The organism is Streptomyces sp. MK7 (genome assembly GCF_032658145.1).
Classification (GTDB): domain Bacteria; phylum Actinomycetota; class Actinomycetes; order Streptomycetales; family Streptomycetaceae; genus Streptomyces; species Streptomyces spiralis.
Window position 1 is genome coordinate 64,848 of record NZ_JAVACL010000005.1, and the last position, 25,068, is coordinate 89,915.

Annotated in this window: 26 protein-coding genes and 1 pseudogene; 8 read left to right on the forward strand and 19 right to left on the reverse strand. The window is 73.4% G+C overall.

Annotated features, from left to right (window positions below; translation table 11 throughout):
- Positions 1-164: 164 nt before the first annotated feature.
- On the reverse strand, positions 165-896 hold the full coding sequence (locus R2S09_RS09020) for a VIT1/CCC1 transporter family protein (RefSeq protein ID WP_306183574.1): 732 nt from the start codon (positions 894-896) through the stop codon (positions 165-167).
- 273 nt (positions 897-1,169) lie between these two features.
- Between R2S09_RS09020 and R2S09_RS09025 the strand changes: the two genes are divergently transcribed.
- The 6 genes from R2S09_RS09025 (at position 1,170) to R2S09_RS09050 (ending at position 8,726) form a co-directional block, all read left to right on the forward strand.
- Positions 1,170-2,279, forward strand: coding sequence for an ADP-ribosylglycohydrolase family protein (locus R2S09_RS09025; protein WP_306183572.1), 1,110 nt, complete (start codon positions 1,170-1,172; stop codon positions 2,277-2,279).
- 700 nt (positions 2,280-2,979) lie between these two features.
- On the forward strand, positions 2,980-4,101 hold the full coding sequence (locus R2S09_RS09030) for an ADP-ribosylglycohydrolase family protein (protein WP_306183947.1): 1,122 nt from the start codon (positions 2,980-2,982) through the stop codon (positions 4,099-4,101).
- Positions 4,102-4,109: 8 nt separating this feature from the next.
- Complete coding sequence (locus R2S09_RS09035) at positions 4,110-5,300, forward strand: ADP-ribosylglycohydrolase family protein (RefSeq protein WP_306183571.1); 1,191 nt, start codon at positions 4,110-4,112, stop codon at positions 5,298-5,300.
- Complete coding sequence (locus R2S09_RS09040; RefSeq protein ID WP_316740373.1) at positions 5,288-6,652, forward strand: ADP-ribosylglycohydrolase family protein; 1,365 nt, start codon at positions 5,288-5,290, stop codon at positions 6,650-6,652. The genes R2S09_RS09035 and R2S09_RS09040 overlap by 13 nt, the downstream gene beginning before the upstream one ends.
- Positions 6,649-7,863 (forward strand): CaiB/BaiF CoA-transferase family protein, encoded by a 1,215-nt coding sequence (locus R2S09_RS09045; protein ID WP_306183567.1) that lies wholly within the window; start codon positions 6,649-6,651, stop codon positions 7,861-7,863. Before R2S09_RS09040 ends, R2S09_RS09045 begins: the two co-directional genes overlap by 4 nt.
- Complete coding sequence (locus R2S09_RS09050; protein WP_316740374.1) at positions 7,860-8,726, forward strand: aldolase/citrate lyase family protein; 867 nt, start codon at positions 7,860-7,862, stop codon at positions 8,724-8,726. The genes R2S09_RS09045 and R2S09_RS09050 overlap by 4 nt, the downstream gene beginning before the upstream one ends.
- A 328-nt stretch (positions 8,727-9,054) precedes the next feature.
- On the opposite strand, the pseudogene lgt reads toward R2S09_RS09050, so the two are convergent.
- The 9 genes and pseudogenes from lgt to R2S09_RS09095 form a co-directional block, all read right to left on the reverse strand.
- Positions 9,055-9,871, reverse strand: a pseudogene (gene lgt / locus R2S09_RS09055) (prolipoprotein diacylglyceryl transferase); the annotation flags it as partial.
- 96 nt (positions 9,872-9,967) lie between these two features.
- Complete coding sequence (locus tag R2S09_RS09060) at positions 9,968-10,741, reverse strand: thioredoxin domain-containing protein (RefSeq protein ID WP_316740375.1); 774 nt, start codon at positions 10,739-10,741, stop codon at positions 9,968-9,970.
- Positions 10,742-10,895: 154 nt separating this feature from the next.
- The gene (gene trpA / locus R2S09_RS09065) at positions 10,896-11,714 is read right to left on the reverse strand and encodes a tryptophan synthase subunit alpha (protein WP_316740376.1); all 819 of its coding nucleotides are present in this window, start codon (positions 11,712-11,714) and stop codon (positions 10,896-10,898) included.
- Positions 11,711-12,994, reverse strand: a complete 1,284-nt coding sequence (gene trpB / locus R2S09_RS09070; protein WP_316740377.1) for a tryptophan synthase subunit beta — start codon at positions 12,992-12,994, stop codon at positions 11,711-11,713. Before trpB ends, trpA begins: the two co-directional genes overlap by 4 nt.
- 79 nt (positions 12,995-13,073) lie before the next feature.
- Positions 13,074-13,298, reverse strand: a complete 225-nt coding sequence (trpM, locus tag R2S09_RS09075; RefSeq protein WP_306183557.1) for a tryptophan biosynthesis modulator TrpM — start codon at positions 13,296-13,298, stop codon at positions 13,074-13,076.
- Positions 13,299-13,319: 21 nt separating this feature from the next.
- Positions 13,320-14,129 carry an indole-3-glycerol phosphate synthase TrpC gene (gene trpC, locus R2S09_RS09080; protein ID WP_306183555.1) on the reverse strand — a complete coding sequence of 270 codons (810 nt, stop codon included), beginning with the start codon at positions 14,127-14,129 and terminating at the stop codon, positions 13,320-13,322.
- 233 nt (positions 14,130-14,362) lie between these two features.
- Positions 14,363-14,770: a DUF2752 domain-containing protein gene (locus tag R2S09_RS09085; protein ID WP_306183946.1), complete on the reverse strand. Its 408-nt coding sequence runs from the start codon at positions 14,768-14,770 to the stop codon at positions 14,363-14,365.
- 188 nt (positions 14,771-14,958) lie between these two features.
- Positions 14,959-15,186 (reverse strand): HGxxPAAW family protein, encoded by a 228-nt coding sequence (locus R2S09_RS09090; protein ID WP_306183554.1) that lies wholly within the window; start codon positions 15,184-15,186, stop codon positions 14,959-14,961.
- Between the two features lie 128 nt (positions 15,187-15,314).
- On the reverse strand, positions 15,315-15,962 hold the full coding sequence (locus R2S09_RS09095) for a TIGR02234 family membrane protein (RefSeq protein ID WP_306183553.1): 648 nt from the start codon (positions 15,960-15,962) through the stop codon (positions 15,315-15,317).
- Between the two features lie 274 nt (positions 15,963-16,236).
- On the opposite strand from R2S09_RS09095, the gene R2S09_RS09100 reads away from it, so the two are divergent.
- Positions 16,237-17,514 (forward strand): peptidase S8, encoded by a 1,278-nt coding sequence (locus R2S09_RS09100; RefSeq protein ID WP_399143931.1) that lies wholly within the window; start codon positions 16,237-16,239, stop codon positions 17,512-17,514.
- Between the two features lie 30 nt (positions 17,515-17,544).
- Here the strand turns inward: R2S09_RS09100 and R2S09_RS09105 are convergent, their stop codons facing one another.
- Both R2S09_RS09105 and hisI read right to left on the reverse strand, forming a co-directional pair.
- Positions 17,545-19,065 carry an anthranilate synthase component I gene (locus tag R2S09_RS09105; RefSeq protein ID WP_316740379.1) on the reverse strand — a complete coding sequence of 507 codons (1,521 nt, stop codon included), beginning with the start codon at positions 19,063-19,065 and terminating at the stop codon, positions 17,545-17,547.
- 11 nt (positions 19,066-19,076) lie between these two features.
- Complete coding sequence (gene hisI, locus R2S09_RS09110) at positions 19,077-19,529, reverse strand: phosphoribosyl-AMP cyclohydrolase (RefSeq protein WP_372337600.1); 453 nt, start codon at positions 19,527-19,529, stop codon at positions 19,077-19,079.
- A gap of 83 nt (positions 19,530-19,612) precedes the next feature.
- Between hisI and R2S09_RS09115 the strand changes: the two genes are divergently transcribed.
- Positions 19,613-20,248, forward strand: a complete 636-nt coding sequence (locus R2S09_RS09115; protein WP_306183548.1) for a TIGR03085 family metal-binding protein — start codon at positions 19,613-19,615, stop codon at positions 20,246-20,248.
- A 93-nt stretch (positions 20,249-20,341) separates the two neighbouring features.
- On the opposite strand, the gene R2S09_RS09120 is transcribed toward R2S09_RS09115, so the two are convergent.
- The 7 genes from R2S09_RS09120 to R2S09_RS09150 form a co-directional block, all read right to left on the reverse strand.
- On the reverse strand, positions 20,342-21,589 hold the full coding sequence (locus tag R2S09_RS09120; RefSeq protein WP_306183547.1) for an MFS transporter: 1,248 nt from the start codon (positions 21,587-21,589) through the stop codon (positions 20,342-20,344).
- Between the two features lie 22 nt (positions 21,590-21,611).
- Positions 21,612-22,199, reverse strand: coding sequence for a transcriptional regulator (locus R2S09_RS09125; RefSeq protein WP_306183545.1), 588 nt, complete (start codon positions 22,197-22,199; stop codon positions 21,612-21,614).
- A gap of 130 nt (positions 22,200-22,329) precedes the next feature.
- The gene (gene hisF / locus R2S09_RS09130; protein ID WP_306183543.1) at positions 22,330-23,085 is read right to left on the reverse strand and encodes an imidazole glycerol phosphate synthase subunit HisF; all 756 of its coding nucleotides are present in this window, start codon (positions 23,083-23,085) and stop codon (positions 22,330-22,332) included.
- A gap of 59 nt (positions 23,086-23,144) precedes the next feature.
- Complete coding sequence (locus tag R2S09_RS09135; protein WP_306183542.1) at positions 23,145-23,537, reverse strand: RidA family protein; 393 nt, start codon at positions 23,535-23,537, stop codon at positions 23,145-23,147.
- Entirely contained in the window at positions 23,534-24,262 is a 729-nt protein-coding gene (priA, locus tag R2S09_RS09140; protein ID WP_306183541.1) for a bifunctional 1-(5-phosphoribosyl)-5-((5-phosphoribosylamino)methylideneamino)imidazole-4-carboxamide isomerase/phosphoribosylanthranilate isomerase PriA, read from the reverse strand. The genes R2S09_RS09135 and priA overlap by 4 nt, the downstream gene beginning before the upstream one ends.
- Positions 24,262-24,903, reverse strand: coding sequence for an imidazole glycerol phosphate synthase subunit HisH (gene hisH / locus R2S09_RS09145; protein ID WP_372337599.1), 642 nt, complete (start codon positions 24,901-24,903; stop codon positions 24,262-24,264). The genes priA and hisH overlap by 1 nt, the downstream gene beginning before the upstream one ends.
- On the reverse strand, positions 24,903-25,067 hold the full coding sequence (locus tag R2S09_RS09150; RefSeq protein ID WP_306183539.1) for a hypothetical protein: 165 nt from the start codon (positions 25,065-25,067) through the stop codon (positions 24,903-24,905). Before R2S09_RS09150 ends, hisH begins: the two co-directional genes overlap by 1 nt.
- Position 25,068: the final 1 nt, after the last annotated feature.

A 25,068-nucleotide genomic window follows, 5' to 3' on the forward strand; every position in this document is an offset into this window, starting at 1 on the left:
CATCGGCCCGTGAAGGACGGGGGGAGCGGCGTCGTCGCCCGCCCCGCAGGGTGCACGGCAGGCCTCATTGCCCACAGCGCTTACGGCTCATGCCCGGTGGTCATGCGGTCGAAACCAGCGGGTAACGGCTACTTATGCAAGACGATGCATAAGATCCAGTCACATCATCCTACGGCCGTTCCGAACAGGGTACCCAGGGCGTACGTCACACCGGCGGCGGCGCCACCCAGGACAAGCTGCCGCAAACCGCTGTACCACCAGCTCCGCGCGGTCACCTTGGCCACCACCGCACCGCAGGCGAACAGCCCGATCAGGGCGAGCAGCACGGCCGGCCACAGGACGCCGGCCCCCAGCAGATAGGGCAGCACCGGGAGCAGCGCGCCCAGCGCGAAGGAGCCGAACGACGACACGGCGGCGACCAGCGGCGAGGGCAGGTCGCCCGGGTCGACGCCCAGTTCCTCGCGGGCATGGATCTCCAGGGCCTGCTCGGGGTCCTTCGACAGCTGCCGGGCCACCTCGCGGGCGAGCCGCGGCTCGACGCCCCGCGCCACGTACAGGGCGGCCAGCTCGTCCTCCTCGTCCTGCGGGTGCTTTCTCAGCTCGCGCCGCTCGACGTCCAGCTCGGCCTCGACCAGCTCGCGCTGGGAGGCGACGGAGGTGTACTCGCCGGCCGCCATGGAGAAGGCGCCGGCGGCCAGGCCCGCGAGCCCGGTGAGGACTATGGTCTGCTGGCTCACCGAACCGCCGGCCACACCGGTCATCAGGGCGAGGTTGGAGACCAGGCCGTCCATCGCGCCGAAGACCGCCGGGCGCAGCCAGCCGCCGTTCACGTCGCGGTGCGTGTGATTGTCGCGGTGCGCCTCGTGCAGCGTCGCTTCGGTGTCGAGGATGGCCATCGTCAGTCCCCCAGGCGGATTAGGCAAGGCTTGCTTTTGGACGAATTCTACTTTTCGACAACACCGAATCTACGCCTGGAATTCCGCCGCCGCCAGCAAGGAAAGGCTGGGCTAACCTGCGGTTTCACGCCATTTTGCTCATACGAGACGGTGAGTGCACAGATGTCGTACGGGTGATGGTGCGGTCGGCGAGGCTGCGTCGCGTCGCGGACCGGGGACAGTTCCGCAAAGGGTTCTGCGCCGGCTTCGGCGCCCTGGAGAGGAGAGCCCGCGATGGCATCGAGTGCCGGTGATCCTCCGGCCGCCCTGCGCGACCGGGCGCGCGGCGCGCTGCTCGGCCTCGCCGTCGGAGACGCCCTCGGGGCGCCCGCGGAGAACCTGAAGCCCTCCGAGATCCGCGCCCGCTGGGGCCGGATCACCGGCTACGTCGCCGAGCACCCGGCCGGCACCGACGACACCGAGTACGCCCTCTTCTCCGGGCTGCTGCTCGCCCGGCACGGATCCGCGCTCACCCCGGCCCATGCGGAGGCGGCCTGGCACGAGCACATCGCCGACCGCGCCGACGGTCCCTTCCGCGGTGCCGGGTTCAGCGAGCGGGGCACCCTGGAGAACCTCCGCCGGGGCCTGGCCGCGCCCATCTCGGCCCAGCACCGGCACGCCTGGAGCGACGGCCTGGCCATGCGTGCGGCGCCGTTCGGGGTGTTCGCCGCCGGGCGGCCCGCCGAGGCGGCCCGGCTGGTCGCGATCGACGGCTCGGTCAGCCACGAGGGCGAGGGCATCCACGGCGGCCGGGCGGTGGCGGCCGGGGTCGCGGCGGCGATGGCGGGCGCGACCCCGGTCGCGGTCGTGGCCGCCGCCCTCGCCGTCGTACCGGACGACTCCTGGACGGCCCGCTCGCTGCGCCGGGCCACGGCCGCCGCCCACCACGGCGAACGGGCGGTGCGCCGCGCGGTGGTCATCGGCGGCTATCCCTGGACCGACCTGGCCCCCGAGGCGGTGGCCCTCGCCTTCGGCGCGTACGCCGCCGCCGACGGGGACTTCCGCGACGCGGTCCTGACCGCCGTCAACATGGGCCGCGACGCCGACACCACGGCGGCGGTCGCGGGCGCCCTGGCCGGAGCGACCCAGGGCGCCGCCGCCATCCCGGCCGGCTGGGCGGCGGCCATCGGCCCGGCACTCGGCAGCTGCCTGCCGTCCATGGCCGGACGGCACGTGCTGGACCTGGCGGACCTGCTGGTGGAGAGGGCCGCGAGCGGAGCGGGGGAAGCCGGGCCGGCAACTCGCCGGGACGTCCTGCACCCGGACGCCTCCGTGCGGCGCGCCGCCCTCCTCTGCCCCGCCACCGGCACCCTCGCCGACGACGAGAGCGAGATCGGAGCATGAGAGACCGGCAACGCATCGAAGGACTCCCGCCCGGTCCGGCGACGGCACGCGCCGACACGGGCGAAGGCCCCGCCCGGCCGACGCCCGGTCCGACGACCGCACGCACCGACACGGGCGCAACCCCGGCCCGGCGGCCCACCGCACACCTTTCCGCCACAGGCCGCCCCACCGAGCCCGCAGCCATGAAACACCGACCACACACCGAAAGACCCCCACCCGCACCAGCGGACACAGACCCGCCGCCGGGCCGTCCGGCGGGCGGCGGCGCGCCGTCCGTTTGCCCAAGAGATCCCCCGCCCCACTCATCGCCTCAGCGCCCCCACACGGCACATCACACACCTCCCCGCCCACAAGCCACCCCACCGAGCCCGCAGCCATGAAACACCGACCACACACCGAGAGACCCCCACCGGCACCAGCGGACACAGACTCCGCCGTCGAGCCGTCCGGCGGGCAGCGGCGCGCCGTCCGTGTGCCCGGGCGGACCGGAAGGTCCCGCTGCCTCACCCGCCGGCCGTGCGGCACCGCACGGCGTGACGCGCCTCCTGTCCCCGGTGCGCGGCACGACACACATCCCACTCCCGCTCCCACTCCCAGTCCCAGTCCCAGTCCCAGTCCCACCGTCCGCGCGGTCCTCCCCTGCCCCGCCACCCAGGTCCCTCGTCCTCACCTACGACCAGATGGAGGTGGTTGCATGAGCATGAGAAGCCGGAGACGGATCGAAGGGCTGTTGCTGGGGCTGGCCGCCGGTGACGCCGCCGGGTGGCCGGCCGGGCGGCACCGAGCCGCGCGGATGCCCGAGTGGACCCGGCGACTCACCCGTGAGCTGGACACCTTCGCCGAGCAGAACGCGACGACCACGCTGCCCGTCCCGATCGCCCTCAACCAGCCCCCCGAGCCGCTGTGCCTCGGCCCGTCCGACGACGCCGAATGGGCGGTGTTCGCGGCGGAGGCCGTGCTGCGGGCCGGGGACGACGACGCGCTCGGCGACCTCAGCCGGGAGCGGCGGGTGCGGGCCGCGATCGACCTCACCTGGAACGCGGTGGCCAGTGAGGTCGCCGCGGCGGCCGAACGCGCGCCCGAGGTGGAGTCCGCGGTGCTGCCGCTGCGCGCCCGCATCTCCGTGCGGGCCGGCCTCGGCAACCTGGCCACCGGCCTGCGCCCGCCCGCCACCGGGCACGACAACCCGCACTACTTCGACGACGCGGCCTGTGTACGGGCGTGTGTGCTGGCCGTCGCCCACCCGGGCGACCCCGGCCGCGCCGCCGAACTGGCCGAGTTCGACGCCCGCTACACCCAGGACGGCGACGGGGTGCACGGCGCCCGGGCGATGGCGGCGGCGCTCGCGGCGGCCCTCGCCGGTGCCGGCGTCGAGCACTGCGTCACGGCCGCGCTGGCCGAACTCCCCGAGGGGACGGAGATCGGCCGCAACGCCCGGCACGCGCTGAAGCTGGCCGAGGACAGCGACGGCGCGTTCGCGCTGGTGCCACTGCTGGAGCACCAGATCGTCGACCACGTCTACAGCTACGGCATCGCCGCCGCCGAGACGGTTCCGGTCGCCCTGGCCCTGGCCACGGCGGCCGGCGGCCGGATCGACCGGGCCCTGCCCGCCGCGGTGTGCCTGTCGCGTCTCGCCGACTCCGCCCCGGCCCTGACGGGCGCGCTCACCGGCGCCCTCGGCGGCGGCGAGGCCATCCCGGAGTCCTGGCGGGACGCCTGCCGCACCCTGTCCGGCTGTGTGCTGCCCCGCCTCACCGGCACCGACCTGGTGGAACTCGCCGGGCTTCTGGAAGCCGCGCAACCGGACGCGCCAGGAGGATGATTCGGGGCATGACGCCCACAGCAGAAGAAACCCGGGGAACCGGCCGCCGCGAGGCGTGTCTGGAGGAGCGGATCACCGGGGCGCTCGTCGGCGCGGCCGTCGGCGACGCCCTCGGCGGGCCCGTCGAGGGCTACTCCCCCGACCAGATCCTCCAGCGCCACGGCGGCCGGATCCACGGCGTCGTCGGCCCCTGGCACGGCGACGACTGGCGCACCGCCCGCCCCCTCGCGCCGTACCACAAGGGAGACGGCCACGTCACCGACGACACCCTGATGACGCACGCGCTGGTCCGCGTGTACGCCCGGGTCCGCGACCATCTCGACGCCCACGCGATCGCCGACCACCTGGTCCCCGACCTGATGACGAACCCCCGCTGGATCCCCGAGCTGGAGGCGGAGACACTGCCGGTGCACCGGGTGTTCCTGGCGGAGAAGTGGCTGGTGGCCCGGCTGCACTACGGCCACGCGGACCCGCGCGAGGCAGGTGTCGGCAACATCGTCAACTGCGGTGCCGCGATGTACATGGCGCCGGTCGGCCTGGTCAACGCGGCCGACCCGGCCGCCGCGTACGCCGAGGCCCTCGACGTCGCCGGCGCCCACCAGTCGTCGTACGGGCGGGAAGCGGCCGGCGTCCTCGCCGCCGGAGTGGCGGCCGCCTGCACGCCCGGGGCCACCCCCGACTCGGTGGTGACGGCGTGTCTGTCCCTGGCGAAGGACGGCACCCGGGCCGCGATCGAGAAGGTCTGCGAAGTCGCCCGCGCTCACCGGGACTTCGAGTCGGCGCTGGGCCCGCTGCGGGCGGCGGTCGCGCCGTACGACACGGTCGGTCCGGACTACCGCAACCCCTCGCTCGGCGCCCGCAGGCCGTCCCGGCTGCACGCGATCGAGGAACTGCCCGTCGCGCTGGGCATGCTGACGGTGGCACGCGGCGACTTCCGCCAGGCCGTCCTCGGCGCGGTGAACTACGGCCGCGACTGCGACTCCATCGCGACGATGGCCGGGGCACTGGCGGGAGCGCTGGGCTCACCGGTCCCGGAGGACTGGGCGAAGACGGTGGCGGAGGCCAGCCGGCTGGACCTGTGGGAGCCGGCGCGCACGCTGACCGGGGTGACCCGGGAGATCTTCGACAGGGACGTACGGCGGCGGCGCGCCCACGAGCGCGCGTTCGCCCGGATGGGAGGTCCGGGATGCTCCGACTGACCTGGGTCCAGCCGGAGGACCTGCTGGGTCACGAGCTGCGCCAGGCGGTGCAGGACGGCCGGGAGCCGTCGGCGATCGCGGCACGGTGGCGGGCGGCGGGCGGCCCCGAGGCGCCGGCGCGTGCGGGTGCCTCCCCGGAGCCCGCCTCACGCTATCTGCGTCTGCTCGCGGAGGATCTCCTGGACGAACTGGCCGAGCTGCCGAGCCGGCTGGCGGACGCGGAACCGACGGACCTGGCCGCGATCAAGGCGCTGTGCCCGGACTGGCCGGCGTCGGCCGACCGTCCCGCGGCGACCGACCAGGACCGCTTCGAGGCCGCCTGGCTCGGCCGGGCGGCGGGCTGTCTGCTCGGCAAACCCGTCGAGAAGCTCCCCCTGGACGGCATCCGCCAGCTCGCCCGGGTCACCGGCAACTGGCCCCTGAACACCTGGTTCACCGCCCGTGGCGTCCCCGAGGACCTGGCGGCGCGGTACTCGTGGAACCGCCGCTCCGCGGCCTGCTGCCTTGCCGAGAACATCGACGGCATGCCCGAGGACGACGACCTCGACTACCCGCTGATCAATCTGCTCCTGCTGCAACGCCACGGCAGGGCCTTCACCACCACCGACGTCGCCCGGCTGTGGCTGGAGGAACTCTCCGCCGGCCGCACCTTCACCGCCGAACGCGTCGCCTACCGCAACCTCCTCCTCGGCATCGAACCCCCGCGCACCGCCCGTCACCGCAACCCCTTCCGCGAGTGGATCGGCGCCCTGATCCGCGCCGATGCGCACGGCTGGACCAACCCGGGCGACCCGGCGGCCGCCGCCGAGCAGGCGCACCGCGACGCCATCCTGACCCACACCGCGAACGGCGTCTACGCGGCGATGTTCACCGCCGCCGTCATCGCGGCCGCGGCGACCGGCGCTCACGACGTGCACGGCTGTCTGGCCACCGGCCTGACCGTGGTGCCGCCCGGCTCCCGGCTCGCCCGGGCGGTCCGGCAGGCCGTCCGGCTGGCCCGCTCCCACGAGGACTTCGACACGGTGGTGGACGCCCTGCACGCCATCCACTCGGCCACCTGCCACTGGGTGCACGCCGTACCGAACACGGCGCTGATCGCCGCCGCCCTCACCCACGCCGACGGCGACTTCGAGGGCGCCGTCTGCCGGGTGGTCTCCGGCGGCTGGGACACCGACTCGAACGGCGCCACGGCCGGGTCCGTCACCGGTCTGCTGGCCGGCTCCCCCGCCGCGCTGCCCGAGCGCTGGACGGCCCCGCTGAAGAACCGGCTGGCCACGTCCGTCGGCGAGTTCCACGGCACCGGCTTCGACGCCCTGGCCCACCTCACCCATCGGGAGGCGTCCCGCCGATGACGCCGCACACACCCGGGCCAAAGGCCCCGGCGCCCCTCGCCGGTCTGCGCGTCCTGGACCTCGCCACCCTCTTCGCCGGGCCGATCGCCGCCACCATGCTCGGCGACTTCGGCGCCGAGGTCATCAAGGTCGAACACCCCGAAAAGCCCGACCCGGCCCGCGGCCACGGCCCGGCGAAGAACGGCGTCGGCCTGTGGTGGAAGCTGCTGGGCCGCAACAAGCGCACCATCACCCTGGACCTGTCCACGCCCGGCGGCCGCGCCGTCCTGCTGCGGCTGGCCGCCGGCGCCGACGTGATCGTGGAGAACTTCCGCCCCGGCACCCTGGAGAGGTGGGAGCTGGGCTGGCCGGAGCTGTCGGCGGCCAACCCGCGGCTGGTCCTCGCCCGGGTCACCGCCTTCGGCCAGTTCGGCCCGTACGCGTCCCGGCCCGGCTTCGGCACCCTGGCCGAGGCGATGAGCGGGTTCGCCGCGATCACCGGCGAGCCGGACGCCCCGCCGACGCTCCCGCCGTTCGGGCTCGCCGACTCCATCGCGGGCCTGGCCACGGCGTACGCGGTGATGACCGCGCTGGCGGCGCGGGAGCGCACCGGCGCCGGCCAGATCGTCGACCTGGCGATCATCGAGCCGATCCTGACCGCCCTCGGCCCCCAGCCCCTCTGGTACGACCAGCTCGGCTACGTCCAGCCCCGCACCGGCAACCGCACCGAGAACAACGCCCCGCGCAACACCTACCGGACCTGCGACGGCACCTGGGTCGCCGTGTCCGCCTCGGCGCAGTCGGTGGCCGAACGGGTGATGCGCCTGGTGGGCCGCCCGGAGCTGGCCGACGAGCCGTGGTTTTCGACCGGCACCGGACGGGCCGCCCACGCCGACGTCCTGGACGAGGCGGTCGGCGACTGGATCGCCCGGCACACCCGCACCGAGGTGCTGGCCGCCTTCGAGAAGGCCCAGGCGGCGATCGCGCCGGTCCAGGACGTGCGGGCCGTGCTGGCGGACCCGCAGTACCAGGCCCTCGGCACCTTCGCCACGCTGTACGACCCGGAGCTGGGCCGGCTGCGCATGCAGAACGTCCTCTTCCGGCTCTCCGCCACCCCGGGCGCGATCCGCTGGGCGGGCCGCCCGCACGGCGCGGACACGGACGAGGTGCTGACCGAGCTGGGCCTCACCCCGAAGGAGCTGGCCGCGCTGCGCGCGGAGGGCGCGCTGTGACGGCCACCGCCCCCTTTCCGCTCACCTGGCTCTACGCCCCCGGTGACCGCCCCCATGTGGTCGGCAAGGCTCTCGCCTCGGGCGCCGACGTGGTGGTGATCGACCTGGAGGACGCGGTCGACCCGCACCGCAAGGCGTACGCCCGCGCCGCCACGGCCGAACTGCTCTCCGAGCCGCCGCCGGTCCCGGTCCATGTGCGCGTCAACGCGGTCGACGGGCCGCTGGCCGACGCCGACCTGGACGCGGTGGCGTCCCGGCCGGGGCTGGCCGGGCTGCGGCTGCCGAAGGTGACGTCGGCGCGGCAGGTGGTGCGGGTCGCGCGGCGGACCGAGCAGGCCGGGGCCGCGGGGCGCTCCCCGGCCTTCCGAGGCTCGGGGCCGCCGCTGTACGCCCTGCTGGAGAGCGCCCTGGCCATCGAGCACGCCTACGCCATCGCCCGAGCGCATCCGTCCCTGCGGGGTGTCTCGCTGGGTGAGGCGGACCTGCGGGCCGATCTCGGGGTACGGCAGGACGGAGGTCTCGACTGGTGCCGGGCCCGGGTCGTCGTCGCCGCCCGCGCGGCCGGTCTCGCCCCGCCGGCCCAGTCCGTCCACCCCGACATCCGGGACCTGGAGGGGCTCGCGGCCTCCTGCGCGCACGGCCGCGCCCTGGGTTTCCTGGGCCGCGCGGCCATCCACCCCCGTCAGCTGCCGATCATCGAGCGCGCCTATCTGCCGACCGACCGGGAGCTGGAGGAGGCCGAGACGATCGTCAAGGCGGCCACCGTGGATCAGGGTGCTCAGGCGCTCGCCGACGGGCGTTTCGTCGACGCGGCGGTGGTGGCGGCGGCGCGGCGGACCCTGGCGCTGGCCCGCAGATGCTGAGGGCGGCGCACGGCGACGTCCCGTGACGTCCGCATGCGGCGAGGGCGCCCCCGGATCCCGGGAGCGCCCTCGTGCGCGTACGGCCCCTGCGCGGCCGGCCGTCAGCCCTTCTTGGCCGACCCGGCTCCGTCCTTGACGCCCGCGTCCTCGGACTCGGTGTCCCCGCGGTCCTGGTCCTGCGGCGCCTGGTCCTTCGCCTCGTCCTTCGCCTCGTCGTTCGTGTCGTCGTTCGTGTCGGCGGCCGTCTGCGGGCCGGAGCCGTCCGGGCCGGCTGCCTCCGCGTCCGTGTCCGTGGCGGCCGGTGCCTCGGTTCCCTCGCCGGCGGCGGACAGGGCAGGCTCGACCTCGGTCTCCCGGCCCGGCCGCTTCTTCGCCGACACCACGATGTAGGTCACCGCGAGCAGGAACACGATCATCGCGGTCCAGTCGTTCAGGCGGAGACCGAGGATGTGGTGGGCGTCGTCGACGCGCATGTACTCGATCCAGCCGCGGCCCACGCAGTACGCGGCGACGTACAGCGCGAACGCCCGGCCGTGGCCCAGGGTGAAGCGGCGGTCGGCCCAGATGACCAGCAGGCCGACGCCGACGCACCACAGGGACTCGTAGAGGAACGTCGGGTGGTAGTACCCCGGCACCCGGCCGTCGGCCGAGGAGGTGATGTGCAACGCCCATGGAAGGTGCGTCTCGCGTCCGTACAGCTCCTGGTTGAACCAGTTGCCCCAGCGGCCGATCGCCTGCGCGAAGGCGATGCCGGGTGCGACGGCGTCGGCGTAGGCGGGCATCGGGACGCCCCGGCGGCGGGCGCCGATCCACCCGCCCAGCGCGCCGAGCGTGATCGCACCCCAGATGCCGAGGCCGCCCTCCCACACCTTGAAGGCGTCCACCCAGTCACGGCCCGCGCTGAAGTACAGCTCGTAGTCCGTGATCACGTGGTAGAGCCGGCCGCCGACCAGGCCGAACGGCACGGCCCAGATGGCGATGTCCGCCACCGTGCCGGCCCGTCCGCCGCGGGCGATCCAGCGCTTGTTGCCGAGCCAGACGGCGACGAAGACGCCGATGATGATGCAGAACGCATAGCCGCGCAGCGGAATCGGTCCGAGATACAGCACACCGCGCGACGGGCTGGGAATGTAGGCAAGTTCCATGGCAAGGTCGACGCTACCGCAGCCGGAGCGGAGCCACGTCCGGCGGCCCGGACACGGGTCCATAACGGGGGCCCGCTCCAGGGCGTCACCAGGCGCTCAGCCCTTGGCGGCCGATTCCACCATCTGCTTCAGTTTCGCGGGGGTCATGGTGCGGTCCTGGGCGATGTTCTTGCCGTTCAGCAGCACGGTCGGGGTGCCCGAGAAGCCGCCGGCCTGGAACGCCTTGTGGACCTTGTCGATCCAGCTGTCGTGCGTGCCCTTCTTCACACACTGGGTGAAGGCCGGCGTGTCCAGGCCGCTCACCTTGCCGGACAGCGCGATCAGCTTGTCGTTGTCCGCGTAGGCGTCGTCGGTCTCCTTGGGCTGGTTCTCGAACAGCACGTCGTGGTAGGCACGGAACGTTCCGGCGTCCTGGGCGCAGGCCGCGGCGTTGCCCGCGCGCAGCGAGCCGGTGCCGCCGAGGTTGCCGTCGATCAGCCGGACGATGTGGTACTCGACTCTGAGCTTGCCGGAGTCGGTCAGCTGGTGGATCGTCGGGCGGTACGCCGCCTCGAAGGCCTTGCAGGCCGGGCAGCGGAAGTCCTCCCACACCGTGAGCGTCGACCTGGCGCCGTCCTTGCCGACCGGGATCGCGAGGGCGTCCTTGCCCTGCGCCCCCGAGGGCGCCACGACCGGGCCGGTACTGGCGCTCTTCTTCTTGCCGGAGTTCGCCGCGAGCACGCCGATCACCGTCGCCAGGCCCAGTACGCAGACCACGCTGACGGCCACGATCAGCGTGCGCCGCCGCCGCTCCGAGGCCTTCTGCTTCTCGCGCTCGACCGCCAGTCGCTGGCGGGCGGTGCGCCTTCCGTCATGGTTCTTGTCGCTCACACCACCAGAACGAACCGGGGAGGCGCATTGCGCCTCCCCGGTCCCAGGTCCACCCGTTCGGGTGATCATGTGTTCTGAGATGACGGCCGCGGCCTGCTCCAGGCAGGCCGGCCACCGTCCCTCGCGGCCGGCACGACGCCCGGCCGCTCGAGTCCTACGCCTGTCCGCGCACCCCGCGTGCCAGCTCGCCCGCGAGGTCGCGGACGGCCACGACGCCGGCCGCGTGGTCCGGGGCGTCCAGCATCCGCTTGACGAACGCGGAGCCGACGATCACCCCGTCGGCGAAGCCCGCGACCTCGGCGGCCTGGGCGCGGTCGGAGACACCGAGGCCGACGCAGACGGGCAGGCCGGTGCCGGTGGCGCGGGTGCGCCGCACCAGGTCCTCGGCCTGTGCGCCGACCGACTCGCGGGTGCCGGTGACGCCCATCAGCGAGGCGGCGTAGACGAAACCGGAGCCCACCCCGGTGATCTCGGCCAGCCGCTCGTCCTTGCTGCTCGGGGCGACGACGAAGACCGTCGCGAGGCCGTGCTTGTCGGCGTGCTCCCGCCACAGGGCGGACTCCTGGACCGGCAGGTCCGGCAGGATGCACCCGGCACCGCCCGCCTCGGCGAGCTCGGCCGTGAACCGCTCGACGCCGTAGCGGTCGATGGGGTTCCAGTACGTCATGACCAGCACCGGCTTGCCGGTGGCCTCATGGGCCTCGCGGACCGTGCGCATGACGTCCGCGATCCTGACGCCGCCGCGCAGGGCGATGTCGTCGGCGGTCTGGATGACCGGCCCGTCCAGGACCGGGTCGCTGTGCGGCAGCCCGACCTCGACGACGTCGGCACCGCCGTCGAGGACGGCCTTGATCGCCTCGATGCCGCCGTCCACCGTCGGGAAGCCCGCGGGCAGGTAGGCGATGAGCGCCGACCGGCCCTCCGCCTTCGCGCCGGCGAGGGTGTCGTTCAGCAGCCGGATGTTCCCGCTCACTTGGCGTCCCCCTCGATCTCGGCGGTGTCGGCTTCGTCGGCGGCCACCTCGGCGTCGGTGTCGTACAGGCCGAAGTAGCGGGCGGCGGTGTCCATGTCCTTGTCGCCGCGGCCGGAGAGGTTGACCACGATCAACCCTCCCGGACCGAGTTCCCGGCCCACCTCCAGGGCGCCGGCCAGGGCGTGGGCGCTCTCGATCGCCGGGATGATGCCCTCGGTGCGCGACAGCAGGCGCAGGGCCTGCATCGCGGCGTCGTCCGTGACCGCGCGGTACTCGCCGCGGCCGGAGTCCTTGAGGTAGGAGTGCTCGGGGCCGATGCCCGGGTAGTCCAGGCCGGCCGAGATGGAGTACGGCTCGGTGATCTGGCCCTCGTCGTCCTGGAGGACGTAGGAGCGGGAGCCGTGCAGGATGCCGGGCTCGCCGGCGGTCAGCGTGGCCGCGTGCTCACCGGTGTCGATGCCGTGGCCGGCGGGCTCGCAGCCGATGAGCCTGACCCCCTCGTCGGGGATGAAGGCGTGGAAGAGGCCGATGGCGTTGGAGCCGCCGCCGACGCAGGCGATCGCGGCGTCGGGCAGGCGCCCGGCGCGCTCGAGGAGCTGGCGGCGGGCCTCGACGCCGATGACCCGGTGGAAGTCGCGGACCATCGCCGGGAAAGGGTGCGGCCCGGCGACGGTGCCGAACAGGTAGTGGGTGCGGTCGACGTTGGCGACCCAGTCGCGGAAGGCCTCGTTGATGGCGTCCTTCAGCGTGCGGCTGCCGGACTTCACGGCGACGACCTCGGCGCCGAGCATACGCATGCGGGCCACGTTCAGGGCCTGCCGCTCGGTGTCGATCTCGCCCATGTAGATCGTGCAGTCGAGGCCGAAGAGCGCGCACGCGGTGGCGGTCGCGACGCCGTGCTGGCCGGCACCGGTCTCGGCGATCACCCGGGTCTTGCCCATGCGCTTGGTGAGCAGGGCCTGGCCGAGGACGTTGTTGATCTTGTGGGAGCCGGTGTGGTTGAGGTCCTCGCGCTTGAGGAACACCCGGGCGCCACCGGCGTGCTCGGCGAACCGCGGCACCTCGGTCAGGGCGCTGGGCCGGCCGGTGTAGTTGACGAGCAGGTCGTCCAGCTCGCGGGCGAAGGCGGGGTCGTTCTTGGCCTTGTCGTACTCGACGGCGACCTCGTCCACGGCGGCGACGAGCGCCTCCGGGATGTACTTGCCGCCGTATGCGCCGAAGTAGCCGTCGGCGCCGGGGACCTGACCTTCCGGGTCAGGGAAGAAGAAATCGCTGGGCATGCCAGAACCTCACGGTGAGTGTGTGCGGAAAGACACTGTTCGCCGTGGGGGCGGGGATGGGTCCGTCAGCCGCGGGCCGTCAGTGGTCGCTCGCGCCCGCGCGGCGGTGGCCGCGCGTCGGACGCAGCCCCGCGCCCCTGGAGGGGCGCTGCCATCGACGGCCGTTCACCTGCCCGGGTTCGTCACCGATGACGTAGCGCACGCGACGGCCGTGGACACGCCTCGCGGGGGCACGGCAGCCCCTCGGGCGGCAGCCGCGCGCGAGGCGGGCGTGCCGGTCCACGGTCGTCACGGTGAGCGTCATCGGCGTCAGCCTACCGGCTTCTCAGCCCCGGCCGTGCCGCAGCGCCGGGTGGGCTCCGGCGGCCACCAGGTCGGCGACCGCCGTCTTCGGGTCGCGGCCGGTGACGAGCGACTCGCCCACCAGGACGGCGTCGGCTCCGGCGTTGGCGTAGGCGATCAGGTCGTGCGGGCCGCGGACTCCGGACTCGGCGACCTTGACGATGCCGTCCGGGATCTCCGGGGCCACCTGCTCGAACGTGTCGCGGTCGACCTCCAGCGTCTTCAGGTTGCGCGCGTTGACGCCGATCACCTTGGCGCCCGCGTCGACCGCGCGCTCCACCTCGTCCTCGTCGTGGACCTCGACGAGCGGGGTGAGTCCGATGGACACCGCGCGCTCGATCAGCGACTCCAGGGCCGGCTGGTCGAGGGCGGCGACGATCAGCAGGGCGAGGTCTGCGCCGTAGGCCCGGGCCTCCCACAGCTGGTACGACGTGACGATGAAGTCCTTGCGCAGGATCGGGATGTCCACGTGGGCGCGGACCGCCTCCAGGTCGGCCAGCGAGCCGCCGAAGCGCCGCTGCTCGGTCAGCACCGAGATGACGGCCGCGCCGCCCGCCTCGTAGTCCGCGGCGAGCCCGGCCGGGTCGGCGATCGCGGCGAGGGCGCCCTTGGACGGGCTGGAGCGCTTGACCTCGCAGATCACCTTGACGCCGTCGCCCTTGAGCGCGGCCACTCCGTCCTTGGCGGCCGGAGCCTTCGCCGCGCGCTCCTTGAGCTCGTCGAGGCTGACGCGCGCCTGCCGCTCCGAAAGGTCGGCACGGACTCCGTCGATGATCTCGTCGAGCACACTCACGCGAGCGGCCCCCTTCCAGACGGTGTGATGTTCCAGCGGGTCGAGCGGCCCCCGGCGGCCCGCGTCACGCGGATCGGGCGGATCGATCGGGTCGGAATCCGGCGGTCACTGCGATGGTATCCGGAGGAGGGCGAAGGCCTCGCATCCGGTGGACAGCGGTCCCTCCCCCACCCTCGAACCAGCTTCGCACGGCTCGGGCGGGAGGTGCCCCCTCCTGGACATACGCCGGCCGATCAAGGGTGGAGCAGGCCACCGAGGGGCAGGTTCCGAACAACGGTGAAGGCGACGAGCAGCGCGCCCAGACTCCAGAGGTAGGCGGGGCCGAGCCCGATCCGCGGCGGCCGGCCGCGCGCCGCGCCGGCCGCCCACGCGATCCACACCACGGCGAAGACCAGATAGCCCGCGACGGCCGGGGCGTTGTCGTGCAGGGCGGTGAGGAAGTCGCCGTGGACGAAGGCGTGCGCGCTGCGCAGGCCGCCGCAGCCGGGGCAGTACAGGCCGGTGTAGCGCAGCAGCGGGCAGACGGGGTAGTGGCCGGGCTCGTTGGGATCCACCGCCCCCACGTACGCGAAGGCGCCGGCGACGGCGGCCAGCACGGCGGCGGGGACGGCCAGCCGTCCCAGGACGGCGGCGCGGTGCATCGGCGGTGCCGGCGGGTCCTCGTACGCACACCTCGGACCGGGTACGACCGTGCGGCCGTACGTCCCCCTGCGACTGTCGGCGTTCACACCCCGCATTCTGCCCCGCACGGGCCGCATGCGCGCGTGCGGGGCGTCTGCCCGCGGCCTTGCGTGAGGGGCGGCCGGAGCCGCCCCTCACGTTCGGGTCGTCAGCTCTTGGTGGCGAGCTGGTGCACCGGGTGCTCGCCCTTCTGGCCCAGGCCCATCATGCGCATGACGCCGCCGACGACACCGCCGAGCAGCACGACACCCATGCCGACCCAGAAGCCGACCGGCTGGGCCGCCACCATGCAGGCGCCCGCGACGCAGAAACCGATGAAGGCGATGATGACACCGGTCCAGGCGGCCGGGGTGTGACCGTGGCTGCTGCCCGCCATGACTTGCTCCTCGTTGCTTGTACGTGTCTGAGCCGGACGCTCGGAAGTCATTGTCCCGTACGCGTGCACGCGACGTGATCGGGGGTGGCTCCCGGCGCGGCCCTTCGGGCGGGGGCGGGCCGCCTCGGTCAGGCGGAATCGGTGCCGGTCGGGTCCTCGCCGCGGTCCAGGGCCTTCCACAGGTCCTCGGGGCGGTCGGGATCCACCGGACGGGTGGCGCGCGGGCGGGGCGCGCCGGAGCGCTCGTAGCGGCCGCCCATGGCCGGCCAGAGGCGGCCGTAGCGCAGGGCGAGGAGTCCGGCCAGCAGGATCAGCACCCCGCCGGCGGCCGCGACGTAGGGCCAGCCGGTGTGGGTGAGCGAGGCGGCGGTCGCGGCGGTGTCGCCGGAGGCCTGGGCCGCCTTCTCGTCGAGCGCGGCGCGGTTCGCGGCGCCGGTCAGGGCGGCGCCGACGGTCCCGGCGCCGGAGAGCGCGAGCAGGCCCGCGACCAGCAGGCGGCCGGAGCGTCGGACGGCGAAGACGGCGACGAGCGCGGCCAGGCCCACTATGGCGAGCGCCGCGGGCACGCCTGTGACCTCGCTGCCCTTGGCGGTCAGGGCGTAGTCGCCGCCGGCCACCGCGGTGGTGCCCGCCGCCCAGCGCTGCCGGGAGGCCAGCAGCGCCACGGCCGCGCCGAGGGCGCCGCACAGCAGGGCTACGGCGAGGCTGCGGCGGCCGGACCGGGCGGAGGCGGCGGCTTCGATGCGGGGGTGAGGTACGGCAGTCACGTACTCCACTATCACCCGAACCCCTGGGGAACCGTCACCCGGGTCCGCCGACGCCCCTCGGCACCCTCGGCGCCCGTCAACATTCTCAGCGCCCGTCAACGTTCTCTGGGCCCGTCAACCCATGGCGACGTCATCGTTTCCCCATGGTGTGCCCGCGAGCGGCGCGGAGATCGTCAGCAATGGGCAAAGGAAAGCCTCACCTTCAACTTCCTTCTTGTTGACGTGTACGGGCCACACATACCTTCTGCGCGACCGGCGCGCCCACCCGGCGCGACCGACCGCAGTGCGCACCCCCCACACCTCTCCCGGTTCACCCACCTCGTGGAGGACTACGTTGCGCAGAACCCTTTCTGCTGCCGCCGTGGCCACGCTCGCCGCGGCCGGCCTGGCCCTGGCCGCCCCGCTCGGCCAGGCCGCACCCTCGACATCGACGACGTCGACGGCCCACGGCGTCTCCGTCGCCCACTCCTGTGCGGCTCCGACGCAGAAGAACGTCATGGCGTGCAACGCGCTGAAGGTCGTCGCGGGCACCCCCAGGTCCGCACACGCCGAGAGCGACCTGACGGCCGCCGCCGCACCCTCCGGCTACGGCCCCGCCTCGTTGCAGGCCGCCTACAACCTGCCCTCCGCCGGCGGCGGTTCGGGGCAGACGGTCGCGATCGTCGACGCGTACGACGATCCGAACGCCGAGGCCGACCTCGCCGTCTACCGCTCGCAGTACGGGCTGCCCGCCTGCACCACGGCCAACGGCTGCTTCAGCAAGGTCGACCAGAACGGCGGCACCAAGTACCCCCGGGGCGACTCCGGCTGGGCGGAGGAGATCTCCCTCGACCTCGACATGGTCAGCGCGGCCTGCCCCAACTGCAAGATCCTGCTGGTGGAGGCATCCTCGGCGACCATGACCAACCTCGGCACGGCCGTGAACACCGCGGTCAGGCTGGGCGCGAAGTTCGTCTCCAACAGCTACGGCGGCGGCGAGTCCTCCAGCGACCCGACCTTCGACACCCAGTACTTCGACCACCCCGGTGTGGCCATCACCGTCTCCTCCGGTGACAACGGCTACGGCGTCGAGTACCCGGCCGCGTCCCGGTACGTGACGGCGGTGGGCGGTACGTCCCTCAGGACCGCGTCGAACTCCCGCGGCTGGACCGACACCGTGTGGAGCGGCGCGGGCTCGGGCTGCTCCGCCTACGACGCCAAGCCGGCCTGGCAGACCGACAGCGGCTGTGCGCGGCGCACCGTCGCCGACGTCTCGGCGGTGGCCGACCCCAACACCGGTGTGGCGGTCTACGACAGCTACCGGCAGGCCACCGGCTGGATGGTGTTCGGCGGCACCAGCGCCTCGGCTCCGCTGATCGCGGCGACCTACGCGCTGGCGGGCTCTCCGTCCTCCGGCTCGTACCCGGCGTCGTTCCCGTACGCCCACACCTCGGCGCTGTACGACGTGACCAGCGGCTCCAACGGCAGCTGCTCCGGCTCGTATCTGTGCACCGGCAGCAGCGGGTACGACGGCCCGTCCGGGCTCGGCGTCCCGAACGGCACGGCCGCCTTCACCGGCTGAGCCGCCGCACCGCCCGACCGGTGAACCTCCCTACGAGGTGAGCCGGTTGGCCGTGTGCACCGCGCGGAGGACCGCCGCCGCCTTGTTGCGGCACTCGGTGTCCTCCGCGACCGGGTCGGAGTCGGCGACCACACCGGCTCCGGCCTGGACGTACGCCGTGCCGCCGCGCAGCAGGGCGGTGCGGATGGCGATGGCGGTGTCGGAGTCGCCGGCGAAGTCGAGATAGCCGACGCAGCCGCCGTACAACCCCCGCCGGGACGGCTCGAGTTCGTCGATGATCTGCAGGGCGCGCGGCTTGGGCGCGCCGGACAGGGTGCCCGCCGGGAAGCAGGCGGTCAGCACGTCGAAGGCGGTACGGCCCTCGGCGACCCGCCCGGTGACGGTCGAGACGATGTGCATCACGTGCGAGTACCGCTCGATGGACATGAAGTCGACGACTTCGACGGAGCCCGGCTCGCAGACCCGGCCCAGGTCGTTGCGTCCGAGGTCGACGAGCATCAGGTGCTCGGCGCGCTCCTTGGGATCGGCGAGCAGTTCCTCGGCGAGGGCCTGGTCCTCCTGCGGGGTGGCCCCGCGCGGGCGGGTGCCGGCGATGGGGTGGACCATGGCCCGCCCGTCCTCGACCTTGACCAGCGCCTCCGGGGAGGAGCCGACGACGTCGAATCCCTCGAAGCGGAAAAGGTACATGTACGGCGAGGGGTTGGTGGCCCGCAGCACCCGGTAGACGTCCAGCGCGCTCGCCGTGCACGGCGTCTCGAAGCGCTGCGAGGGGACGACCTGGAAGGCCTCGCCGGCGCGGATGCGCTCCTTGATGTCCTCGACGGCCGACTGGAAGTCCTCGCCGCCCCACAGCGCGGTGTACTCGGGCAGCGCGGAGGGCGGCAGCGCGGCCGGGGGCTGGGCGACCGGCCGGGACAGGTCCGCCTCCATCGCGTCGAGGCGGGCGACGGCGTCCGCGTAGGCCTCGTCGACACCCGTGTCGAGGTCGTTGTGGTTGATCGCGTTGGCGATCAGCAGCACGGTGCCGTCCCAGTGGTCGAGGACGGCGAGGTCGGAGGTGAGCAGCATGGTCAGCTCGGGCAGCCGCAGGTCGTCCCGCTCGCCCGGGCCGACCTTCTCCAGGCGGCGCACGATGTCGTAGCCCAGATAGCCGACCATGCCGCCGGTGAAGGGCGGCAGGCCCAGGTCGTGGGCGAGGTCGCGGGGCGTGTGCAGGGCCTCGACGGTGGCCCGCAGGGCGGCCAGCGGGTCGCCCTCGACGGGGACCCCGACCGGCGGCGCGCCCAGCCAGTGGGTGCGGCCGTCCTTCTCGGTCAGGGTGGCGGCGCTGCGGACGCCCACGAAGGAGTACCGGGACCAGGAGCGGCCTCCCCCACTGCTGATCGCGTGGGTGGTACCCCCATCCGCCGACTCCAGAAGGAACGTGCCGGTGCGCTCGGCGGCGAGCTTGCGGTAGAGCGCGACCGGGGTGTCGCCGTCGGCGAGGAGCCTGCGCGTGACCGGGATGACACGCCGGTCGGTGGCGAGCTTGCGGAAGGTCTCGAGGTCCATGGCCGCTGACCCTACTGACCGGACGCCGGAGCGGCGCAATCGCCGTCCTTGAGCAGTACGTCGGCGTCGAAGCAGGTGCGGGCGCCGGTGTGGCAGGCGGCGCCGACCTGGTCGACCTTGACCAGCAGGGTGTCGGCGTCGCAGTCGAGCGCGACGGACTTCACCCACTGGAAGTGCCCGGAGGTGTCGCCCTTGACCCAGTACTCCTGGCGGCTGCGCGACCAGTAGGTGCAGCGGCCGGTGGTCAGGGTGCGGTGCAGCGCCTCGTCGTCCATCCAGCCCAGCATCAGCACCTCTCCGGTGTCGTACTGCTGGGCGATCGCGGGGAGGAGTCCGTCGGCGCTGCGCTTGAGGCGCGCGGCGATCTCGGTGTCGAGGCTGCTGGGGGGAACACTGTGGCGCGAAGCGCCTCGATGAGGGGCGGTGGTCGGGTGACGGGCGGGCATGCCGGGCGTGCTGGTCATGGATGCCATTGTGCCGCGCGGCGGTGGCAGCCCGGGGGGCGCGTCCGGTGTGCGGACGCGCACCGTGGTCGTAGGCTGACTCCATGTCGACCTTTGCCAAGCGTGAACGGCTTCTGCTCGCCGACCTCTTGGAGACCGCGGGTCCGGAGGCGCCGACCCTCTGCGAGGGCTGGCTCACCCGGGATCTCGCCGCGCACGTGGTGGTGCGCGAGCGGCGCCCGGACGCGGCCGGGGGCGCGCTGATCAAACCGCTCGCGCCCCGCCTGGAGAAGGTGCTCCAGGAGTACGCCGCGAAGCCGTACGAGGAGCTGATCCAGCTGATCCGTACCGGACCGCCGCGCTTCTCCCCCTTCCAGCTCAAGCAGGTCGACGAGGCGGCCAACACGGTCGAGTTCTACGTCCACACGGAGGACGTCCGGCGCGCCCAGCCCGACTGGACGCCGCGCGAGCTCGACCCCGTCTTCCAGGACGCCCTGTGGTCCCGGCTGGAGCGCACCGCCCGGCTGCTGGGGCGGGGCATCCCGACGGGCCTGGTGCTGCGCCGCCCCGACGGCCAGACCGCCGTCGCGCACCGGGGCACGCCGGTGGTCACGGCGACGGGCGAACCCTCGGAGCTGCTGCTGTTCGCGTTCGGCCGGCAGAGCGCGGCCCGCGTGGAGCTGGAGGGCGAGCAGGACGCGATCTCGAAGGTGTCGGAGACGAAGCAGCTGGGGTTCTGAGCGGGGCCGGTACGCGGTCCGGCGGCCGGTGGTCCGGTCTGCGGGCGGTCCGGCGGACGCCGATCCGGTCTGCGGGGTCCGGCGGCCGGTGGCTCAGCGGGGCAGTTCGGCGCGGCGCAGGCCGGGGGCGGCCAGGGCGACGACGCCGCCCAGGGCGCACACCGCCGCGCTGACGACGAACACCGGACCGGTTCCGAACGCCCCGATCGCGGCGGCGGACAGCGGCATGCTGAGCGGGGCGAGGCCCAGGCTGACCAGGCCGGCCACGGCCGTGACCCGGCCCAGGCAGGCGGGGTCGGCGTGGGTCTGGAGCAGCGCGCCGCACAGCGCGCCGCTGAGTCCCGCGAGGAGGCCGATGAGCACGGCCACCACGACGGCCACCACGACGCCGGGGGCGTAGGCGAGGGCGCCGATGGCCAGGGAACCCGCGAAGATCAGGTACGCGGCCAGCCGTCCCGCGTGGGGCAGCCGCCCGCGCACGGCGAGCAGCAGGGAGGCGGCGCCGGCCCCGGTGCCGAACCCGGCCAGTACGCAGCCCATGCCGGAGGCGCCCCAGCCGCGTTCGTCGGCCAGCAGGGTGAGGCCGACGTTGAGCGGACCGACGAAGCCGAGGTCGCCGAGGGCGATGGCCACCATCAGCGGGGCCAGGACGCGGTGCCGCCGTATGTAGCCCAGGCCGGCGACCATGTCGCGCCAGGGGGTGGTGTCACGCGCCCCGGCGGTGTCGTCCGGGGGCAGGTCCCGCATCCGTACGGAGACCAGCAGCGGCACGGAGACGGCGATCAGCAGCCCGGCGAGCCCGAAGGCGGCCGCCGCACCGCCGAGTGCGACACCCAGCCCGCCGAGCGGGGCGCCGACGACGCTCGCGAACCGGATCGCCAGGCCGCGCATGCCCTGTACACGGGCGAGCTGGCCCCGGCTCGTCACGCGCGCGGGCAAGGCGCCCACGGCGGGCATGAACACGGCGTCGACGGTGCCGAAGACCAGGGCGAGCACGGTCAGCGGCCACAGCCCGGGGCTGGTGAGCCCCAGCAGGGCGGCCACGGCGAGGACGGCGGCGCACCGCACGGCGTCGCTGCCGATGACGACCCGCCGCGGGCCGAGCCGGTCCGCGACCACTCCGCCACCCAGCATCAGCAGCGCCCTGGGCAGCGCGCTCACCGCCATCACGGCCCCGGCCTGCGCGGGCGTTCCCTCCCGGACCGCCGCCCAGGACAGGGCGAGGTAGTAGATGTTGTCCCCCGCCATCGACGCGGTGTAGGCGGCCAGCCAGCGCAACACGTTGGCATCGCGGTGCGCGGGGCGTTCGACGGCGGGTGCGTCGGCGGATGTCGCGGACACGACGGTCACTGTGCGGCCTCTCTCAGACGCGGAAGGGGAATCCGTACACGTGCAGCGCGACGTGCTCGCGCCCTTCGGTGTCGCCGGCCGCCGCGGCGGCGCGCCCCTTCGCCTCGTACTTCTTGATCAGCGCGTGCATCTCGCCGCAGAGGCCGGCCAGTTCGGGCGCGGTCAGCTGCGCCAGGTACTCGGAGTCGAAGGAGGCGCTGTTCCACTCGGGGCTCCAGTGGGCCCGCTCGTCGAGATGGCGGTGGTACAGCTCGCTGCGCTGCTGGTAGAAGAGGCGGGAGGCCGCGGTGTGCGCGGCCGCCTTCTCGGGTGCGTCCCGGAAGTCCTCGTCGTGGATGGTGACGCCCTCCGAGGCCGGCCGCCACCAGCGCTCCCGCCCGTCCTCGCTCTGCCCCTCGGCCTCCTCGATCAGGCCGTGCTCGGCGAGCTTGCGCAGGTGGTAGCTGACCAGGGACACGGCCTCGTCGAGGATGCCGGCCAGCCGCGAGGCGGTCGCCGCGCGCTCCAGGTAGAGCGCCCGGTACAGCTTCATGCGCAGCGGATGCGCGAGCGCCTTGAGGGTGCCCACGTCCGTGATCCGGCGATCCTGTTGCTCGGCCATGCCCCCACCGTAGATATGAAAAGAAAAACTGCACAACAGATTTTGCGCAACTTCTCTTTCCCATCTGCCGTGCGGAAAGCCCCGGCCACCTCAAGGGGACCGGGGCTTTCTGCGCGGCCCTGTGCGGGCGTCACCTCACCGGATGCCCCGCCCCCCGCAGCGCCCCCTTCACCTCGCCGATGCGCAGGTCGCCGAAGTGGAAGACCGAGGCCGCCAGGACGGCGTCCGCGCCCGCCGCGACGGCCGGGGGGAAGTCGGTGAGCTTGCCGGCGCCGCCCGAGGCGATGACCGGGACCGTGACGTGCTTGCGGACGGCGGCGATCATCTCCAGGTCGTAGCCGTCCTTCGTGCCGTCCGCGTCCATGGAGTTGAGCAGGATCTCGCCCGCGCCCAGCTCGGCCGCCCGGTGCGCCCATTCCACCGCGTCGATGCCGGTGCCGCGGCGGCCGCCGTGGGTGGTCACCTCGAAGCTGCCGGACGGCGTGCGGCGGGCGTCGACCGACAGGACCAGGACCTGGCGGCCGAAGCGTTCGGCGATCTCCCGGATCAGGTCCGGGCGGGCGATCGCGGCCGTGTTGACGCCCACCTTGTCCGCGCCCGCCCGCAGCAGCCGGTCCACGTCCTCGGCCGTGCGGACGCCGCCGCCGACCGTCAGCGGGATGAACACCTGCTCGGCGGTGCGGCGCACCACGTCGTACGTCGTCTCCCGGTCGCCCGAGGACGCGGTGATGTCCAGGAACGTCAGCTCGTCCGCGCCCTCGGCGTCGTACACCTTCGCCATCTCGACGGGGTCACCCGCGTCGCGCAGGTTCTGGAAGTTGACGCCCTTGACGACCCGGCCGTTGTCCACGTCCAGGCAGGGAATGACTCGGACCGCCAGGGTCATGACTTCACGGCTCCTCAACCAGCACACACAAGAACACGAAACAAGAATCTGAGGGTCTTCTAGCCTCTGTAGGCTTCCAGCTCCACCGACACCAGCACGCGCGGGTCGACGAAGCCCTCCACCACCAGCACGGTCGCGGCCGGACGGACCGAGTCGAACAGCTCCTTGTGGGCCCGGCCCACGTCGTCCACGTCCCGCGCGTGGCTCAGATACATCCGCGTACGGATCACCGAGTCCACACCGAGCCCGAACTCGCCGATCGCCTCGATCGCGCTGGTGAAGGCCACCTTGGCCTGTTCGTACGGGTCCCCCTCCCCGTACAGTACGTCGCCCCGGAAGGCGGTCGTACCCGCCACCAGGACACGGTCGCCCGCCGCCACGGCGCGTGCGAAGCCGAACGTCTCTTCCCAGGGAACCCCGCTCTGCACGCGCCGTACGGCATCGGACGTCATGACGACACTGCCTCCAGGGCCTCTTCCAGAGTGAAAGCCTTCGCGTACAGGGCCTTCCCTACGATGGCGCCCTCGACACCGAGCGGGACGAGGTCGGCGATGGCCCGGAGGTCGTCCAGGGATGAGACACCGCCCGAGGCCACCACGGGGCGGTCGGTCGCCGCGCAGACGTTCTTGAGAAGCTCCAGGTTGGGGCCCTGCAACGTGCCGTCCTTGGCGATGTCGGTGACGACGTAGCGGGCGCAGCCCTCCTTGTCGAGACGGTCCAGCGTCTCGTACAGATCGCCGCCGTCCCGGGTCCAGCCGCGGCCGCGCAGGGTGGTGCCGCGGACGTCCAGGCCGACCGCGATCTTGTCACCGTGCTCGGCGATGACCTTGGCGACCCACTCGGGGGTCTCCAGGGCGGCCGTGCCGAGGTTGACGCGGGTGCAGCCGGTGGCCAGGGCGGCGGCGAGGGTGTCGTCGTCGCGGATGCCGCCGGACAGCTCCACCTTGATGTCCATCGCCTTGGCGACCTCGGCGATCAGCGCGCGGTTGTCGCCGGTGCCGAACGCGGCGTCCAGGTCGACCAGGTGCAGCCACTCCGCGCCCGACCGCTGCCAGGCCAGGGCCGCCTCCAGCGGGGAGCCGTAGGAGGTCTCGGTCCCGGACTCGCCGTGCACCAGGCGGACGGCCTGGCCGTCACGGACGTCGACGGCGGGGAGGAGTTCGAGCTTCGAAGCCATCACAGGGTTCCGATCCAGTTGTTCAGCAGCTGCGCTCCGGCGTCGCCGGACTTCTCGGGGTGGAACTGGGTGGCCCACAGGGCGCCGTTCTCGACGGCCGCCACGAAGGGCTTGCCGTGCGTGGCCCAGGTGACCTTGGGCGGGTGCATCACCGGGTTGCTCGTCTGAAGCTGCCAGTCGTGGACGGCGTAGGAGTGCACGAAGTAGAAGCGGGCGTCGGTGTCCACGCCGGCGAACAGCTCCGAGTCGGCCGGCGCGTCGACGGTGTTCCAGCCCATGTGGGGCACCACGTCGGCCTCCAGTGGCCCGACGGTGCCGGGCCACTCGTCCAGGCCCTCGGCCTCCACGCCGTGCTCGATGCCGCGCGCGAAGAGGATCTGCATGCCGACGCAGATGCCCATGACCGGGCGTCCGCCGGACAGCCGGCGGTCGATGACCCAGTCGCCGCGGGCCTCCTTCAGGCCGCGCATGCAGGCGGCGAAGGCGCCGACGCCCGGCACCAGCAGGCCGTCGGCGTTCATCGCCGCGTCGAAGTCACGGGTGATCTCGACCTCGGCGCCGGTGCGGGCCAGGGCGCGCTCGGCGGAGCGGACGTTCCCGAAGCCGTAGTCGAAGACGACGACCTTCTTCGGGCTGCTCATCAGCTCCACACCTCCAGCCGCATCACGCCCGCGACGAGGCACATCGCGGCGCCGATGGACAGGAGCACGATCAGGCTCCTCGGCATCTTCTGCTTGACGAAGGAGACGATGCCGCCGACCAGGAAGAGGCCGACGACGATCAGGATGGTGGACAGGCCGTTCATG